This window comes from uncultured Winogradskyella sp. (genome assembly GCF_947498345.1).
Taxonomy (GTDB): Bacteria; Bacteroidota; Bacteroidia; order Flavobacteriales; family Flavobacteriaceae; genus Winogradskyella.
On sequence record NZ_CANMJY010000007.1, the window covers coordinates 78,049 to 93,340 of the forward strand.

General features: G+C 31.6%; 18 protein-coding genes and 1 tRNA gene. 6 read left to right on the forward strand and 13 right to left on the reverse strand.

Features of this window, described 5'->3' with window-relative positions:
- Positions 1–49: 49 nt before the first annotated feature.
- The 4 genes from Q0912_RS10720 to Q0912_RS10735 all read right to left on the reverse strand — a co-directional run bounded on the left by Q0912_RS10720 (position 50) and on the right by Q0912_RS10735 (position 4,553).
- Complete coding sequence (locus tag Q0912_RS10720) at positions 50–538, reverse strand: DUF1761 domain-containing protein (RefSeq protein WP_299114904.1); 489 nt, start codon at positions 536–538, stop codon at positions 50–52.
- A gap of 102 nt (positions 539–640) precedes the next feature.
- A complete protein-coding gene (locus Q0912_RS10725; RefSeq protein WP_299114906.1) occupies positions 641–1,150 on the reverse strand; it encodes a hypothetical protein in 510 nt (169 codons plus the stop codon).
- 53 nt (positions 1,151–1,203) lie between these two features.
- Entirely contained in the window at positions 1,204–2,523 is a 1,320-nt protein-coding gene (locus Q0912_RS10730) for a hypothetical protein (RefSeq protein ID WP_299114908.1), read from the reverse strand.
- Between the two features lie 20 nt (positions 2,524–2,543).
- Positions 2,544–4,553, reverse strand: coding sequence for a glutamine--tRNA ligase/YqeY domain fusion protein (locus tag Q0912_RS10735; RefSeq protein ID WP_299114910.1), 2,010 nt, complete (start codon positions 4,551–4,553; stop codon positions 2,544–2,546).
- An 87-nt stretch (positions 4,554–4,640) separates the two neighbouring features.
- On the opposite strand from Q0912_RS10735, the gene Q0912_RS10740 reads away from it, so the two are divergent.
- The 3 genes from Q0912_RS10740 (at position 4,641) to Q0912_RS10750 (ending at position 5,388) form a co-directional block, all read left to right on the forward strand.
- Positions 4,641–4,841 carry a zinc ribbon domain-containing protein gene (locus Q0912_RS10740; RefSeq protein WP_299114911.1) on the forward strand — a complete coding sequence of 67 codons (201 nt, stop codon included), beginning with the start codon at positions 4,641–4,643 and terminating at the stop codon, positions 4,839–4,841.
- Between the two features lie 63 nt (positions 4,842–4,904).
- Positions 4,905–5,267, forward strand: coding sequence for a dihydroneopterin aldolase (gene folB, locus Q0912_RS10745; protein ID WP_299114913.1), 363 nt, complete (start codon positions 4,905–4,907; stop codon positions 5,265–5,267).
- A 50-nt stretch (positions 5,268–5,317) separates the two neighbouring features.
- A tRNA-Cys gene (locus tag Q0912_RS10750) sits at positions 5,318–5,388 on the forward strand.
- A gap of 129 nt (positions 5,389–5,517) precedes the next feature.
- On the opposite strand, the gene Q0912_RS10755 is transcribed toward Q0912_RS10750, so the two are convergent.
- The 8 genes from Q0912_RS10755 to Q0912_RS10790 all read right to left on the reverse strand — a co-directional run bounded on the left by Q0912_RS10755 (position 5,518) and on the right by Q0912_RS10790 (position 11,986).
- Positions 5,518–7,083, reverse strand: a complete 1,566-nt coding sequence (locus Q0912_RS10755; RefSeq protein WP_299114915.1) for a hypothetical protein — start codon at positions 7,081–7,083, stop codon at positions 5,518–5,520.
- Positions 7,084–7,111: 28 nt separating this feature from the next.
- Positions 7,112–7,795 carry a LysE family transporter gene (locus Q0912_RS10760; protein WP_299114917.1) on the reverse strand — a complete coding sequence of 228 codons (684 nt, stop codon included), beginning with the start codon at positions 7,793–7,795 and terminating at the stop codon, positions 7,112–7,114.
- A 44-nt stretch (positions 7,796–7,839) separates the two neighbouring features.
- On the reverse strand, positions 7,840–8,511 hold the full coding sequence (locus Q0912_RS10765; RefSeq protein ID WP_299114919.1) for a head GIN domain-containing protein: 672 nt from the start codon (positions 8,509–8,511) through the stop codon (positions 7,840–7,842).
- Positions 8,512–8,515: 4 nt separating this feature from the next.
- The gene (locus Q0912_RS10770) at positions 8,516–8,752 is read right to left on the reverse strand and encodes a hypothetical protein (protein WP_299114921.1); all 237 of its coding nucleotides are present in this window, start codon (positions 8,750–8,752) and stop codon (positions 8,516–8,518) included.
- Positions 8,753–8,754: 2 nt separating this feature from the next.
- On the reverse strand, positions 8,755–9,054 hold the full coding sequence (locus Q0912_RS10775; protein WP_299114923.1) for a heavy metal-binding domain-containing protein: 300 nt from the start codon (positions 9,052–9,054) through the stop codon (positions 8,755–8,757).
- Positions 9,051–9,302 (reverse strand): hypothetical protein, encoded by a 252-nt coding sequence (locus Q0912_RS10780; protein WP_299114925.1) that lies wholly within the window; start codon positions 9,300–9,302, stop codon positions 9,051–9,053. Before Q0912_RS10780 ends, Q0912_RS10775 begins: the two co-directional genes overlap by 4 nt.
- A 54-nt stretch (positions 9,303–9,356) precedes the next feature.
- Positions 9,357–11,594: a VacB/RNase II family 3'-5' exoribonuclease gene (locus Q0912_RS10785; protein ID WP_299114927.1), complete on the reverse strand. Its 2,238-nt coding sequence runs from the start codon at positions 11,592–11,594 to the stop codon at positions 9,357–9,359.
- 194 nt (positions 11,595–11,788) lie between these two features.
- Positions 11,789–11,986, reverse strand: coding sequence for a hypothetical protein (locus Q0912_RS10790; protein WP_299114929.1), 198 nt, complete (start codon positions 11,984–11,986; stop codon positions 11,789–11,791).
- Positions 11,987–12,568: 582 nt separating this feature from the next.
- On the opposite strand from Q0912_RS10790, the gene rpiB reads away from it, so the two are divergent.
- From rpiB to Q0912_RS10805, 3 genes are read left to right on the forward strand one after another with little or no spacing between them, the layout of a single operon-like run.
- Complete coding sequence (rpiB, locus tag Q0912_RS10795) at positions 12,569–13,003, forward strand: ribose 5-phosphate isomerase B (RefSeq protein ID WP_299114931.1); 435 nt, start codon at positions 12,569–12,571, stop codon at positions 13,001–13,003.
- 40 nt (positions 13,004–13,043) lie between these two features.
- Positions 13,044–13,958, forward strand: a complete 915-nt coding sequence (locus Q0912_RS10800; RefSeq protein WP_299114933.1) for a cation diffusion facilitator family transporter — start codon at positions 13,044–13,046, stop codon at positions 13,956–13,958.
- Positions 13,959–13,990: 32 nt separating this feature from the next.
- The gene (locus Q0912_RS10805) at positions 13,991–14,434 is read left to right on the forward strand and encodes a GNAT family N-acetyltransferase (RefSeq protein ID WP_299114935.1); all 444 of its coding nucleotides are present in this window, start codon (positions 13,991–13,993) and stop codon (positions 14,432–14,434) included.
- Here the strand turns inward: Q0912_RS10805 and Q0912_RS10810 are convergent.
- Positions 14,431–15,276 (reverse strand): OmpA family protein, encoded by an 846-nt coding sequence (locus Q0912_RS10810; RefSeq protein WP_299114936.1) that lies wholly within the window; start codon positions 15,274–15,276, stop codon positions 14,431–14,433. The genes Q0912_RS10805 and Q0912_RS10810 overlap by 4 nt on opposite strands.
- Positions 15,277–15,292 lie beyond the last annotated feature (16 nt).

Consider the following 15,292-nt stretch of genomic DNA (forward strand, 5'->3'; position numbering starts at 1 on the left):
TAAAACCCAAAACACAATGTGTTTTGGGTTTTATTATAATCTAATACTATTAGAGCCCACAAAGAAGAGCTCCCATAACAGCTAAGGTTACAATCCAATAACCAGCATTAACAAAAATGTATTTAGCGCTTTTACGTTCAAATAAGGCGATAGTTCCAATAATAGGTAAAGCTCCCGCAACACCAAATATGGTACCATGTAAAGCACCATGTTTAAATGACCTAAAGTCATTTCCATAATCTGCCATAAAAGCCTCGAAAGATGCCTTTGCGTTCTCAGGATCTCCTCCTATCATACCAAAAGCCCCCCATTGATGATTTGTAAATTGCATTAACAAAAATGCTAATAAAGCAGAAAATACTAGTGATAGACCAAAGATAATAGCCATATTTCCACTTTTCATTTTTTCTTCGGTCATCCCAGACTCTCGAAGCCATAAATTTCCAAAACCAATTTTTGGGTTATACCAAATTGCACCTATAATTAAGGCTGCTACTGCTGCTATAGGTATAGCAATTGGGTTAATGGGTAATTCCATAATGTAATGATTTATAGTTAGTATGATTTAAAAGTACAAAAAAACCTCTAAGTAAATTATTTAGAGGTTTATCCACTATACTTTAAAAACTTAATACAGCTATTAAATCTTCTTCTTTTTAAGACTAGATTTAGTCTCTTTTTTAATTTTCTTTTTTGTTGTTTGACTTGCTACAGGAAAAGTCAGTCCCGTACTGGCAAATGTAGTACCAAAATTTACATTAGCATTGTATACCTGGCTGACAGCATCTATAACTTGATGCTCAGATAGTTCTTTTAAAGGGTGGATAAAAATAGACCATAAGATTCCGTCTGTGACGGCATATCTTACATCTAATGCGGTATGAAAGTTAGCGATCATAGCTGCTTTAATTAAATCGTCTGTAAGTGTATTAGAATCTGCTATTGGAGATATAATACGCATTCTGTTGTGGGTGCTGTCGGTAATAGATATCATTTGAATATCCTTAATATAAAATTGCCATGCGCCAGATCTTCCTTGAATCGAATCGCTTACTGACTCATAAATTTCACTAAGCTTTTCATTAGTCATATCTTGAGAGAAGCTAAATAATGATAGTAGTACAGCAAAAATAATGGTGAGTTTTTTCATGCTTTTTTGGTCGAAAAAACTTAGTGAGTTTACAAAGAAAGGTGCTTTTTTTGTTATTCGAGAATATTTTTAGATTTTTCCCATAGGTCTAGTCCTTTGTTTTTGACAGCTTCTTTTGTGTTTTGAATTGCTTCTTCATCACTGTACTCATTAAGCTTAGATACCAAATCTTCAATAATTGCAAAATTTTCCGTCACTTCCTCTGGGATTTCGATTCCATTTTCTTTTAGCACCTTTTCCCAATCTACTTCTTTTGCTTGAGCGAATATGTAACTGATAACTATTTTTCCTAAAAATCCTTTATCATAAATACCATTGAGTACCTTTCCTGATTCTCTCTTTTCTAAATATATAATAGCTTCATCAATAGATTTCTTTTCTCTACTCAAAAGTATTTTACTTGTTTTTAATTTTTTTAATGAATAAATCGCTTTTTCAGAATCTTCGTTTTTTAAGTAAAAGTACGTTGCAACAGCCTGTATAATTTCATTTTCTATTTGAGCCTCTTCCGCAATTTTTATAGTGGTTTCAAAATCTTTCAAGGCTTCTTTTTCTGAGGCTTCATCATCCATTTTTAATCTATCTAAACCTCTAAGTATGTAATTATGAATTAAAATTATAGTTCTTTCCTTACCTCCTAATGTGGGTTTTAAATGACTTGGTATATAATATAGACCTTTAAAATCTACATCTGGATTTGCGTTAATCCAATCTATATTTTCTGTAAGCTCATACTCTGATAGATAGTATAGGCCTTTAACAAATAGCATAATATTTCTAGCGGTAATAAGATTGATTTTATATGCTTCTTCTGGTAAGGCCTCTGGCTCTATTTTAGAAAGTTCGTAAAAGCAAATAGGTTGTGCTAAACTTTTTAATGCTAAGCTCAGACATGCAAAAACACCGTGTTCTAATGCCTTTATTTTTTGAGACTCTTCTTCTTTTGCTCTTAACTCTGGGTTAGTCGACTGAAAAAACGACGGAAGAACATCTTCATCGAAGTCTGTGGTGGCGTTTTTTGTTTTTGTGAAATTTCTATAAATATTGATATAGTCGATAACAGATAGTTCTTTTTTATTCCCATTATCATCTATTGATTTATCAAGAATTTCCATTAAGGCTGATGCGCCTTCATACATGTCATTCACCTCTGGATGAGATTCAATCACTCTTTGAGCTTCATTTTCTTCACAATAAGAAAATTTAAAGCTTACTTTAATGAATTTGTAAAGCAATGCCTTATTGGTGCTTACTTCTTTATTGAGGTTAATTTTATCTTTTTCAACTAACTGCTCCTTAGTTTCTTCATTTTCGAAAAAAGAACAACCATTCAATAAAAAAATAGCAGCCACAAATAGTATTATCTTTTTCATTCTAAAGCACTTTAGATTTATTAAAGAATACTTTTAGCCTCTTTAGCTAAAAGTTCATTTCTGTCCTCTAAAGCTTTATTGATAAATTCATCAATAGCTTCGTTAGGCTTTAGACCATTTTTAAGCTTTTCTTTCAACGTAATTATCACAGCGATGCGTGTGCCTGCTTTTTTTACAGCTGTGCCAAATAAAGGCTCTAATTCGTCGTATGAAACATCTTTTGCCAACTCTTGTATCTCCGCTTTAGCTTTGACTTGTTTTTCTTCTGGGTAGTTAGTATACTTCTTCCCTAATTGCATAATCACACTAATGGCCGAACGCTTTTGTTGTGGTTGCTTAGGTTTGTTTTGCTTGTCATTTTGAGGTTTTGGCTTTTGCTTAGCCCAACTATCACGCAAACCAACGGTTTTATTAAACACTATTTTTTCTGAAGTAGAATCTTCATCTATAACAAAATAACCTAAGCGTTGAAACTGAAACCGCTCACCTGCTTTAGCTTCTGATAAACTAGGTTCTAAATATCCTGTTTTTAAACTCAAGGAATTAGGGTTAAGAAATTCTATAAAATCCTTATCCTTATCGCTGTCTGGCGCTTCGTGCATAAACAAACGATCGTACTCTCTTACCTCAGCGGTTATAGCATGTTTGATAGATACCCAATGTAATGTCCCCTTCACCTTCTTGGATGTGTCTGTATCATAAGTACAGTGAATCTCTGTGATTTCACCATTTTTATCTTTTACAACATCGTTTGCTTTTATGATATAGGCATTTTTTAATCTAACTTCTCCTCCTGGTTTTAATCTAAAAAACTTATTGCCCGCCTCTTCTTTAAAGTCTTCTTTTTCAATAAAAATTTCTCTAGAAAAAGGCACTTTTCTGTAACCTGCTGATGCATCTTCCTGATTGTTCTCTGCTTCGAGCCATTCTTCCTTATCTTCAGGATAATTGGTAATGATAACTTTTACAGGATTTAAAACCGCCATAACACGGTTTGCTGTTTTATTTAAGTCTTCACGAATACAAAATTCCAGCAATGATACATCAATCACATTTTCACGCTTAGCAACACCTACTTTTTCTATAAACTGACGTATAGAATTTGGCGTATACCCTCGGCGACGTAATCCAGAAATTGTAGGCATACGAGGGTCGTCCCAACCAAAAACAACTCCTTCTTCAACTAAACGTAATAATTTGCGCTTGCTCATTATGGTATAACTGAGGTTTAAACGTGCAAATTCGCGTTGCTTTGGTGGTAATGGAAGACTGTCTTTATTGTATTCGTAGACGTGGTCTCTAAACCAATTATATAGCTTTCTATGGGGTTTAAACTCTAATGAACATAGTGAGTGCGATATTTGTTCTATATAATCACTTTCGCCATGCGTCCAATCGTACATAGGATAAATACACCATTTATCTCCTGTTCTATGGTGGTTAGCATACAGAATTCTGTACATTATTGGATCGCGCATTAACATGTTTGGATCCTCCATGTCAATTTTTGCGCGGAGTACATGCGTACCCGCTTTAAATTCGCCAGCTTTCATACGTTGAAATAAATCTAGATTTTCTTCAACGCTTCTATCTCTAAACGGACTATTGGTTCCTGATTGAGTTGGTGTGCCCTTTTGTTCTGCCATGGCTTCAGAAGATTGGCTATCGACATAAGCTCTACCGTCTTTAATCATTTGAATAGCCCAATTGTATAGCTTATCGAAATAATCTGAGGAGTATAATTCGTTTTCCCATTGATAACCCAACCAAGCAATATCACGTTTTATAGCATCCACATATTCTTGCTCTTCTTTTGCTGGGTTAGTGTCGTCAAACCTAAGGTTTACAGGAGCGTTATACTTTTCGCCCAAACCAAAACTAATCCCAATAGCTTTGGTGTGTCCAATATGTAAATAACCATTAGGCTCAGGAGGAAAGCGAAAACGAAGCTTATCTTTTGATAGCCCGTTAGCTAGGTCCTCTTCAATAATATGCTCAATAAAATTGAGTGGTTTGGTTTCTTCTGACATTGCAAAAAATTAAAGTGCTAAATTACATAAATTGTAACATTAATGTACTATACAATACCTATAGTGTAAACCTAAAAGCAATAGAAAATGAATTACAAATGTCCAAAATGCGATAATACTACTTATGAAATTAGTGAAATGAGAGCTACAGGAGGAACATTGTCTAAAATCTTTGATGTACAGAACAAAAAATTTACATCTGTTACTTGCAAAAATTGTTCATACACTGAGTTTTTTAAGGCAAAAACGAGTGCTATAAGTAATATTTTTGACTTGTTTACAAACTAATTTAAGCTTTGGTTAGCTTCATACTTAGAGTCTGGAATCAAGACTTTAATGTATTTTTGCTTTATGGGAATAATAAAAGTTGAAAACATTAGGGTTTATGCCCACCATGGTTGCTTAAAAGAAGAAACGGTTATTGGTAGTGATTACCGGGTTGATGTCGTGGTTAAAGCTAATTTAAAAAAGTCTTCAAATTCTGATGAGCTCAGAGATACTGTTGACTACGTGTTTTTAAATAAAGTCGTTAGGGAAGAGATGGCTGTGCCTTCAAAACTACTTGAAACTGTAGCGCAACGGATTTTAGATCGGTTTTTTAATGAGGATAAATTAATTTCTAAAGCTTGTGTTTCGGTGAGTAAAATTAATCCCCCTATTGGAGGAGATGCCGAGATGGTCACTATAAAATTATCCCAAAAACGAAAAAAGTAAGCCTATATAGGGTAAAACGTATATAATTTATATATTTGCCCTCGCAATAAGGTGTCGTGGCCGAGTGGCTAGGCAGTGGTCTGCAACACCATCTACAGCGGTTCGAATCCGCTCGACACCTCAAAAAGCAAAAGAGACATAACTAATAGTTATGTCTCTTTTTATTATATTAAACTTCGTTTAAGCCTAGTTTTATTCTAATTCTATTAAATCTAAAAAAGAAAATTTAATATATGTCATTTTCTAATGATTAGTTAAAGTCATATAAATAAATTATACTTTCATATTGTTGATACAAAGGATTATCAGTATTGTATAATAATATTCTATGGTCTTGAATAAAAATTCCACTATCGTAATAAGCAGGAACCTCTTTAATAATAGATTGGTCACTGCTTTTAAATAAATTACACCATCCTAGTGCTGTTTCTCCGTTAGATGAAACATCTTGAATATCTGTATTGCCATTTATGTTTTGAAACGTTCCAAGTATATTTAGTTCTAAATCTAATAAATAATGGTTCCAATATAATTTATTATTGTTTAATACTATTCTAGCTGATTGGTAATTTCCACTATTCCATTGATTTATCAACGAAAAATTATCGTTTGTTGTTCCTATTTTAGATAGTTCAGAGCCTGAAGAATTACTTGCTCCATGATAGAGTATGTTGTTTTCGTCTATTTCAAAATCGCCGTGTCTAAAACTTGAGTAAGCATCAGGAATATTGGTATTGTATGGAATACTTGTGTTGTTGTTTAAGTTGTAAATTCTAAACTCTGTAGATCCACTGGTTGGTGGAGTGATATGGTAATATAGTTTTCCATTATTACCAACCTCTATTTTATGGGCGCTTCTGGATAATGATATTGTAGATTCTAAAGTTTGAGTATTTAAATTAATCTTATGAATATTACTACTTCTAGAAGCTAGATATAGATAGTTACCTGACGGACCTATATCTAAATCGCTAAATCTAGTGTTTTGAAGTATTCTATTTTCTACAGATAATTCGTTTAAGTTTATAAAAATTAAACCGTATCCTGTTTCATTATCATCATAGATGCTTGATGTATTAACAATTCCATAAGCATAACTTCTATTAGGGTCAGCTATAACTTTTAGTATAGGGTAGTTAGTTTTAAAAAAATTCCCTGTGTATACTGAGTCAATATTACTCTCAAATCTATCAGGTGTTTGTATTGTTCTTTTTAAAATGACTTTATAAAAGTGTTTCTCTCCCAAAATAGCTGTAGTATCTAAAAAAGTTGTGTCTTGTATATTAGTCGTTGTATAAATGGGGTCATCTTGTAAAATACCGCTTTTAAACCTTGATCTATAGAGCTCAAAAGATTGAAAGCTTATATCTTGTACAGAACACCAAGTTAGTGTAGATGAGTTATTTGTTTTTTCTATAGGAAATAATTTTATTGCATTATAAATTTCGATAGAATCACTTATTGTAGAATCGACTTCATTGATTACATTTAATTTTATGTTGTGTATATTTTTACTAAGTGTGGAAATAGAAAATGAGGTCTCCCCTGTTTCATTAATGTTTTGTTCGTAGATTAAGCCATCTTTATCACTTACCCAATTAGCCCTTAATCCTGTTAAATCTGATGGAGTTTCTGTGCTAACTACACCCCTAAAAGTTAAATTGTTATTAGGAGTAGTATTTTCATAATTATTAGGGTCTATAATTTCAACTGTAACTCCATCTAATGATGTATTGTTTGGGCTGGCTGTAGAATCATTTTCTTCACAGGAAAGGGAAAAAATAAATAGAATTAATATTCTTAACTTATATCTCATAAAAGTTAATTAATGTGTTTTTATATTATCAATTAATAGGGTTCACCTTATCAATTTGCTCTTTGCTTTTTTCGTAAAGTTCGGGAAATAAGCCTTGCGTTAATAAAATCACACCAAAACCTAAGATTATTAACGCTACAATTTTTTTGGTTTTAAAAATTCGTCGTGGTGTTAATTTACTTTTTAAGCGTTTTGCTGCAGCAATTTTAAAAAGGTCAGAAATAAAATATGAAACAAGCATAGTTACTATAAAAATAGTGACTCCGTTTTTGGAAGTTGTAATCGAAGTCCCAATAACAATAAATCCTAACCAACCCAAAAGGACACCAATATTAATAAAGTTGAGTAAAAACCCCTTCATAAAGAGCTTCCCATAATCCTTTTTTGGAAGTTCAATTTTATGATGTTCTCTAACAATCGACCTAAAGGATTTTGACGTTTTTATAAAACTAATAATTCCATAAATAACGAGTAATACACCACCAAAAACTAGAAGTTTGGGGTCATCTTTAATTTTTTCCAGAAGTGTATCTGTGCTCATAAAAATGAGTAAAATAAAGACAATATCTGCTAAGATCACACCTAAATCGAAAACTAAAGCACTAGTAAACCCTTTGGTTGCGCTGGTTTCTAAAAGCACAAAAAATACCGGGCCAATAGTAAAGGCCAAAATAATACCAAAAGGAATGGCTGTTATGATGTCATCAAACATGTAAACTTGCGGTTTACACAAATGTAACAAAATCTAATAGGAAATTACATACGTTTTATTCTACCACCTAATACACGGTTTTCATCAATCTTCTTTGGTTTACCATAAATGTAAACATCTCCTCCTGCTTTTATTCTTATATCTACATATTCTGAAGCGTTTACATAAGCTTCACCTCCAGCATTGATACTCACATCTGTTTGTTCTGTTTTTAATTCCTTTCCATTAAATACACCGCCTGTATAAATAGAAATATCTTGATTTTTAGTGCTTCCTGTGATATTAATTATTCCACCAGTGACCGCTCTAAAGTTAGCATATGTTGTCTTTATCTCAGCTGTTATTTCTGCTCCTTCCTGAGTTTTAAAATCAATTTCGAACTGTTCAATTGGATCATTTAAAGTTACTTTTGCTCCTTCGTTTGCATCAATAACATCAACTGACGTATAATGAAGAATAACTACTGTATCGTTTCCATCATAGCTCTCTTCGAGCTTCATTCTTATCTTAAGTTTTCCGTTTTTGTTGACAACCTGAACATCTTTTCTATTTTTACCTGAAATAATGACTTTATCCTCATTAGATTTAATCATCTTTAGATTGATTAAGTCATAGACTTTTACAGTTTTAAATTCTCCTACTGTTTTTTCAATTGTTTCTTGCGCATTAGTTACAAATACGACTGATAAAGCTAGAATAAAAATTATTTTTTTCATGATGTTATTTTAAGATAATTACTTTTTTACTGAATAACCATTTTAATTGAATTTGTTCTCCAGATTGTTTCTTTATAACTTGTTTTTGAGGTGATAAAACCACTGTTATTGCTGCAGATATAGCTGAAAGTAAATAGGTGTTTATATCACTAAAAAATAATTGAAGAAAAAACCATACTACAAAATAGGTAACGAGAAAAATAAGGAAAACGTATACGTTTGCTTTTGTGCTTGTTCTCATGATTACACGGCCACTTTTACTGCTGTACCAGTTACTGAAACCATAGCATAATTACTTGTGGTTAATTCAATTTCAACTTTTATTCCAACAATTGCATTTGCATTAAGTTTTACTGCATTTTCCTGAAGTCTTTGAAATGCAATTTCTTTGACATTGTCAACGCCTTCTTGAATTTTCTTAATATACTTAGATAAGCTAAAACCCATCGTTAATGTATCTTCATTCATAGCAACTCCTGTAACAATACCTAAATAATCTACTATTTTAAAGCCTTCGATTGAGTTTGTTGTGGTTAATATCATAGAGTCTTTGTTTTTAAATACGCTTGCCATAAATCATTAGGGTTATTGATTGATAAGTCTACCTTACCACAAGACCCACAAATTTGTGCTTTTAAAGCACCTTTTTCAAATTTATTAAAAAGAACTCTATCTGTGGTTTTTATTTCTATAGATAAATCGTTTTTTGCATTTCCATGACCAAAATCAACAATTCGCATATCGTGCATTATTTTTGAAGAGCCGCATGCGTTACATACATCTGTTTTCATAATTTATAGACTTTATATGTGAGTCATAGTTATTGCTCTTTTGTTACATATGTTTTATTCTTCTGGCTTACCAACCATATAGAAATCTAAATGCTTCTTAACCAGATCTGTGTTTTTAACTTTTACAATAACCTCATCACCTAATTGATACATATTATGTGTGTTTCGACCAACCATAGCATAATGCGTTTGATCAAAATCATAAGTATCGTCTTTCATATCTCTAACACTCACCATACCTTCACATTTGTTAGAAATTATTTCAACATAAATTCCCCAATCCGTTACACCAGAAATGACTCCTAAAAATTCTTCATCTTGATGATCTTGCATAAATCGTATTTGCATATATTTTATAGAATCGCGTTCTGCTTTAGTAGCTAGATATTCCATATTGCTGCTATGCTTACATTTTTCTTCATAAACCTCTTCGTTAGCAGATTTACCTCCTTCTAAATAATGTTGTAATAAGCGATGTGCCATTACATCTGGATAACGACGAATTGGCGATGTAAAATGACTGTAATAGTCAAAAGCTAAGCCATAATGTCCAATATTTTGCGTTGTATATTCCGCCTTAGACATGGTACGAATTGCTAAAGTATCGACTAGGTTTTGCTCTTTCTTTCCTACTACATCTGTTAATAGTTTATTAAGAGACGAGGCTACACTATTTCTATCTTTAAAATTTAACTTATGTCCAAAACGACCAACAACAGTTTGTAGTTGTGCAAGTTTTGCTTCATCTGGTTCGTCATGTACACGATAAATAAATGTCTTTTTAGGATTTTGTTTTCCTATAAATTCAGAGACTTTACGGTTAGCTAATAACATAAATTCTTCAATCAGTTTATTAGCATCCTTACTGGTTTTAAAGAATACACCAACAGGATTTGCCTCTTCGTCTAAATTGAATTTAACCTCAACCTTATCAAAAGAAATTGCTCCTGTTCTCATACGTTGTGAGCGCATTTTTTTAGCCAATCTATCTAACACTAAAACTGCTTCTGCTATTTCTGGTTGGGTTTGGTATGCTTTCCCTGTTAGAGAAATTTCTTGAGGGATAGTTGTGTTTAATTGAGATACTTCGATTGCGCTCAGTGTAACATTTGGATTATTCTCAATGATAGTCTGCGCTTCTTCGTAAGCAAAACGTGCATCAGAATAGGTTACTGTTCTACCAAACCATTGTTTTTTAATCTCACATTTATCGTTCATTTGAAACACTGCTGAGAAGGTGTATTTCTCTTCGAGTGGTCGTAAAGAACAGGCGCCATTAGATAGTATTTCTGGTAGCATTGGTACAACGCGATCTACTAAATAAATCGATGTGGCACGCTCATAGGCTTCATCATCTAAAACAGTATCTGGTTGTAGATAGTGTGAAACATCTGCAATATGGATTCCGACTTCGTATAAGCCATTCTCTAAAACTTTAAAAGATAGAGCATCATCAAAATCTTTAGCGTCCTTAGGATCTATGGTAAAGGTTAAATCTTTACGCATATCACGTCGTTTAGCGATTTCTTCTTCTGTAATAGACGTATTTAGTTGGTTTGCATATGCTTCTACCTCATGAGGAAATTCGCTTGGTAAACCATATTCTGCTAAAATGGAATGTATTTCTGTACTATGTTCTCCTGGTTTTCCTAATACTTCTAAAACTTTTCCATAAGGAGAATCCGCTTTTTCTGGCCAGTCTGTAAGGGTAACTAAAACCTTATCACCATCTTCTGCTTTTTTTGTTTTATTAATCGGTACAAAAATGTCTTTATACATTTTTACACTATCTGCTATAACAAAAGCATAGTTCTTTTTATCATGAATTTGAATGGTACCAACATACTCGCTTTTTACGCGTTTAATAATGCTAGTTATTTCACCTTCTTGCTTACCACGATGTTTTCTTCTGTAGGCATAAAATTCTACTTCATCACCATCTAAAGCTTTATTAATGTTGTTTGATGCTATGAAAATATCTTCTTCAAAATCATCACATATCACATATCCATTTCCTTTAGAAGACATATCTAAAATACCAGTATGATATTCTGTATTTACAATGGCTTTAAACTTCCCACGATCTACTTCTTCAATTTCTTGTTTTGCTTTAAGTTGTTGTAGTTTTTTAATAATCTGGTTACGACTACTCGCATCGTTAACACCTAACTTAGCTGCTATTTGTTTATAGTTAAAGGATTTATTGCGTTCTTTTTTTAGTATACTTAAGATTGTATTTGTAAGGTTAGAAATCTTGTTCTTTCTCGATTTCCTTTTTTTCTTTCTTGTCATTTAATTTTGTAATCATATTCATTTCCTAAAAGTGTTAGGAATTCTTCATTTTAAACTTAATACAGGTGGAAGTGAAGATATTAAGTTTAGTGCAAAACTACACTAATAAAATTTAATAGTGTTTACTTAGTGTTAAATAAATAAAAAAGCACTATTTAATACAGTGCCTTAATTAAAAAATCTTCCTTAAAACTTTATTTTATAATCAACTTTTTAGAACCTTTTCCTTTACCTGTCTTTATAGCTAAGGTCTGACCATCTGCGCTGATATCTACTCTTGAACCGAAACGCTCTTGTGCTACATTACCAAATAATTCCTGACCTATTAATGTTTGACTATTTAAATTATATAAAGAAGAAATGATGACTAAAAAGATAAAAATTCGTTTCATTTTAAAAATTATTTAGAATTAGAGTTTATCATCTAATCGATAAAATTTTAAAATGTCACCAAAGTTTTAAAAATCACTTATCAACATATATATTTATATTATAATTTTTCTTTTAAAATTTAAAAAATAAAATGATGCTTATTATAGTATGTTAATAGTTAGTATAACTTTTTAGTATTTTATTTTGAGAAGTGACTTATCAGATTTACTTCATAAGTAATTAACACCTTTATAAATTTTAATTGACTCATTTTAAAGGGTATTTAAATTTCTATTCACAGTTGTTAATAACCCTTGTTAATAGAAAATACTCATATGTTTTTTATAAAATTCTGTTGATTTCCTTCACAGCTGTTATTAATAACTTCCTCGAAAAAAATAGCTAACTAATTAGGTTTTTAAAATCTTATTTTGGTTTGAAAAATTATTTAGATAAACCTAATTTTTCTTTTTAAGACTTGTCAACAGTTATTAACAAGTAATACATACAGCTATTAACTAGATTTTATTATTTGTAATTTTGTAAAAAGGTAAATTATTGAAATTTCCGTTGTGGCGGAAATAATTTAAAACTATAAATTGATGACAATTTCAATAGGTAACGATCACGCAGGTCCAGATTATAAACAAGCTATCGTTAAACATTTAGAAGCTAAAGGATATACGCTCACTAATTATGGAACAGATACTTTAGATAGTGTAGATTACCCAGATTTTGTACATCCTGTCGCTAAAGATGTTAATGATGGTAAAGTAGGTTGTGGCATCTTAATTTGTGGTAGCGCAAATGGTGTAGCGATGACTGCTAATAAATATCAAAAAGTTAGGGCAGGAGTGTGTTGGACGAGTGAAATCACTGAATTAACTCGCCTTCATAATAATGCAAATATTATTTGTATTCCTGCTCGTTTTACATCTATTCCTCAAGCTATTAAAATGGTAGACGTATTTTTAAATACTGAGTTTGAAGGCGGTCGTCATCAAAACCGCGTGGATAAAATTCCATTGTCGTGCTAAGTACTATAACATATAAGATATCAATTTTAATTGATATATAATGCGTCATTCGCACTCACATAACCACTCACATGCTCACGATCTTAATGGTCGTAATCTTTTTATTTCAATACTATTAAATATTGCTATTACGGTTGCGCAAATTGTAGGTGGTTTAATATCTGGTAGCTTAGCATTATTAAGTGATGCGCTTCATAATTTTAGCGATGTTGTATCTCTTGTTATTAGTTTAATTGCTAATAAGCTCGTAAAGAAAAAAGCGTCATTAAAACGCACTTTTGGTTATAAGCGTGCTGAAATTTTAGCAGCGTTTATTAATGCTGCTACATTAATTGTTGTAGCCATTCTACTCATTTTTGAAGCTGTAGAACGTTTTCAAAATCCAGAGGAAATAAAATCTAATTTAGTTATATGGTTGTCTGTTATTGCGATATTAGGCAATGGCTTTAGCGTATTGTTACTTAAAAAGAATGCAGATGATAATATGAATATGAAAAGTGCTTATCTGCATCTATTAACAGATATGATGGCAAGCATTGCTGTTTTGATAGGTGGCTTATTAATGAAATTCTATCAAGTCTGGTGGATTGATAGTGTATTAACATTTGCTATAGCTGTTTATTTAATTATAATGGGCTGGAATTTATTAAAAGATTCCTTTAAAGTATTAATGTTATTCACACCAAAATCTACTTCAGTAAATGCTATTGTTGAAGATATTCAAACTATAGATGTTATTAAAAATGTGCATCATGTTCATATTTGGCAGTTAAATGAAGATGAAATTCATCTTGAAGCACATATAGATTTCAATGAAGATATTACATTATCTGAATTTGATAAGATTCTTAATAAGATAGAAGAATTAGTGTATCATAAATATGAAATTAATCATATTAACATTCAACCAGAATTTGGTAAATGTGATGCAAAGGATGTCATTGTACAGGATTGATAATTCCAACAACCCATTGCAATTAAATTATTATGTTAGAAATTAAAACGAAAACATTTCAAGAGATAACTACTAAAGAACTTTATGATCTATTACAATTAAGAGCAGAAGTTTTTGTCGTAGAACAAGATTGTGTGTATCAAGATATAGATGGTAAAGATCAAAAGGCCTTACATGTTTTAGGATATAAAAATGGAAAATTAGTAGCTTATACACGTGTTTTTAAACCAGGCTACTATTTTGAAGAAGCTAGTATTGGTAGAGTAGTAGTAAAGCAATCTGAACGAGAACATAAATATGGTTATGACATTATGAAAGCTTCAGTTGAAGTACTAAAAGATTTTTATAACGCATCTAGAATTAGAATCTCTGCTCAAACCTATTTAAAACGCTTTTATAATAATTTAGAGTTTTTCGAAGTAGGAGAGGAGTACCTTGAAGATGGTATACCTCATATAAATATGCTTAAATCTTAGTTAGAAGATTTTGGTTTAACAATTCTGGTTACTAAAATCTCTACACGTCTATCGAGTTCTGGTTCGCCACCAAGAGGAAATTTTCTCTTCTGTCCCACAAACCTCATTCTGTATCGTTTTACTCCTTTATCTACAAGATAATCATACACGGTTTTAGCTCTCGCTAATGATAGATTTCGTTTTTTAGTTTTACGATCTATAGCATCTCGTGTACCATGAGTACAACAAACATGTCCCTCAATAGTAAAATAAATATCAGTCCGCTCTACAAGAATATCAGCGATATTATCTAAAACAGCTTTAGATTGTTTAGTGAGGTAACTGTAACCAGTTCTAAATAAAATATTTTCTAATTTTATTTTATCACCTTCTTTAAGATCTCCACTTAAAAGTTCTTCGGTAGTTTCTTTTTTAGGTTGTTCTACTTTTACTCGCGGAGGATCGTAAGGCTGTACAATAATTTCTACTTTACGATTTAATCCACGAATTTTATAAAGGTCGATATCATTTACAACATTAAGTAAAATCTCACCTTTTCCATCTACATTAGTAATAACAGATTCGTCAAACTCATTATTAGAAAAGACTTCTTTTATAGCATCTGCACGTTGTTGTGATAAAACCATATTATACGAATCACTACCTCTATCGTCACAAAAACCATAAATAGAAATTTTTCTAATATCCATGTTTTCTATTTCAGATAAGAATAGTAAAAGACGGCTTTCTTCAGTCTCCGGAATCTCATATTGATCTGTAAGAAAGTACACTTGATGCTTTATCTCCTTTTGAGCAAAAGCAAGTTGAAAACTAAGGGTTATAAAAAGAAGTAGGGCCTTCATTTATGTTGAATTTTTT

Bases quoted from the DNA above. Each gene is read 5' to 3' on its own strand.
- Q0912_RS10805 (WP_299114935.1), top strand. From the start codon at position 13,991: ATGTTAGAAATTAAAACGAAAACATTTCAAGAGATAACTACTAAAGAA.
- Q0912_RS10755 (WP_299114915.1), bottom strand. From the start codon at position 7,083: ATGAGATATAAGTTAAGAATATTAATTCTATTTATTTTTTCCCTTTCC.
- Q0912_RS10740 (WP_299114911.1), top strand. From the start codon at position 4,641: ATGAATTACAAATGTCCAAAATGCGATAATACTACTTATGAAATTAGT.
- Q0912_RS10720 (WP_299114904.1), bottom strand. From the start codon at position 538: ATGGAATTACCCATTAACCCAATTGCTATACCTATAGCAGCAGTAGCA.
- Q0912_RS10780 (WP_299114925.1), bottom strand. From the start codon at position 9,302: ATGAAAACAGATGTATGTAACGCATGCGGCTCTTCAAAAATAATGCAC.
- Q0912_RS10785 (WP_299114927.1), bottom strand. From the start codon at position 11,594: ATGACAAGAAAGAAAAAAAGGAAATCGAGAAAGAACAAGATTTCTAAC.
- Q0912_RS10790 (WP_299114929.1), bottom strand. From the start codon at position 11,986: ATGAAACGAATTTTTATCTTTTTAGTCATCATTTCTTCTTTATATAAT.
- Q0912_RS10765 (WP_299114919.1), bottom strand. From the start codon at position 8,511: ATGAAAAAAATAATTTTTATTCTAGCTTTATCAGTCGTATTTGTAACT.
- Q0912_RS10735 (WP_299114910.1), bottom strand. From the start codon at position 4,553: ATGTCAGAAGAAACCAAACCACTCAATTTTATTGAGCATATTATTGAA.
- rpiB (WP_299114931.1), top strand. From the start codon at position 12,569: ATGACAATTTCAATAGGTAACGATCACGCAGGTCCAGATTATAAACAA.
- folB (WP_299114913.1), top strand. From the start codon at position 4,905: ATGGGAATAATAAAAGTTGAAAACATTAGGGTTTATGCCCACCATGGT.
- Q0912_RS10770 (WP_299114921.1), bottom strand. From the start codon at position 8,752: ATGAGAACAAGCACAAAAGCAAACGTATACGTTTTCCTTATTTTTCTC.
- Q0912_RS10730 (WP_299114908.1), bottom strand. From the start codon at position 2,523: ATGAAAAAGATAATACTATTTGTGGCTGCTATTTTTTTATTGAATGGT.
- Q0912_RS10775 (WP_299114923.1), bottom strand. From the start codon at position 9,054: ATGATATTAACCACAACAAACTCAATCGAAGGCTTTAAAATAGTAGAT.
- Q0912_RS10800 (WP_299114933.1), top strand. From the start codon at position 13,044: ATGCGTCATTCGCACTCACATAACCACTCACATGCTCACGATCTTAAT.
- Q0912_RS10760 (WP_299114917.1), bottom strand. From the start codon at position 7,795: ATGTTTGATGACATCATAACAGCCATTCCTTTTGGTATTATTTTGGCC.
- Q0912_RS10810 (WP_299114936.1), bottom strand. From the start codon at position 15,276: ATGAAGGCCCTACTTCTTTTTATAACCCTTAGTTTTCAACTTGCTTTT.
- Q0912_RS10725 (WP_299114906.1), bottom strand. From the start codon at position 1,150: ATGAAAAAACTCACCATTATTTTTGCTGTACTACTATCATTATTTAGC.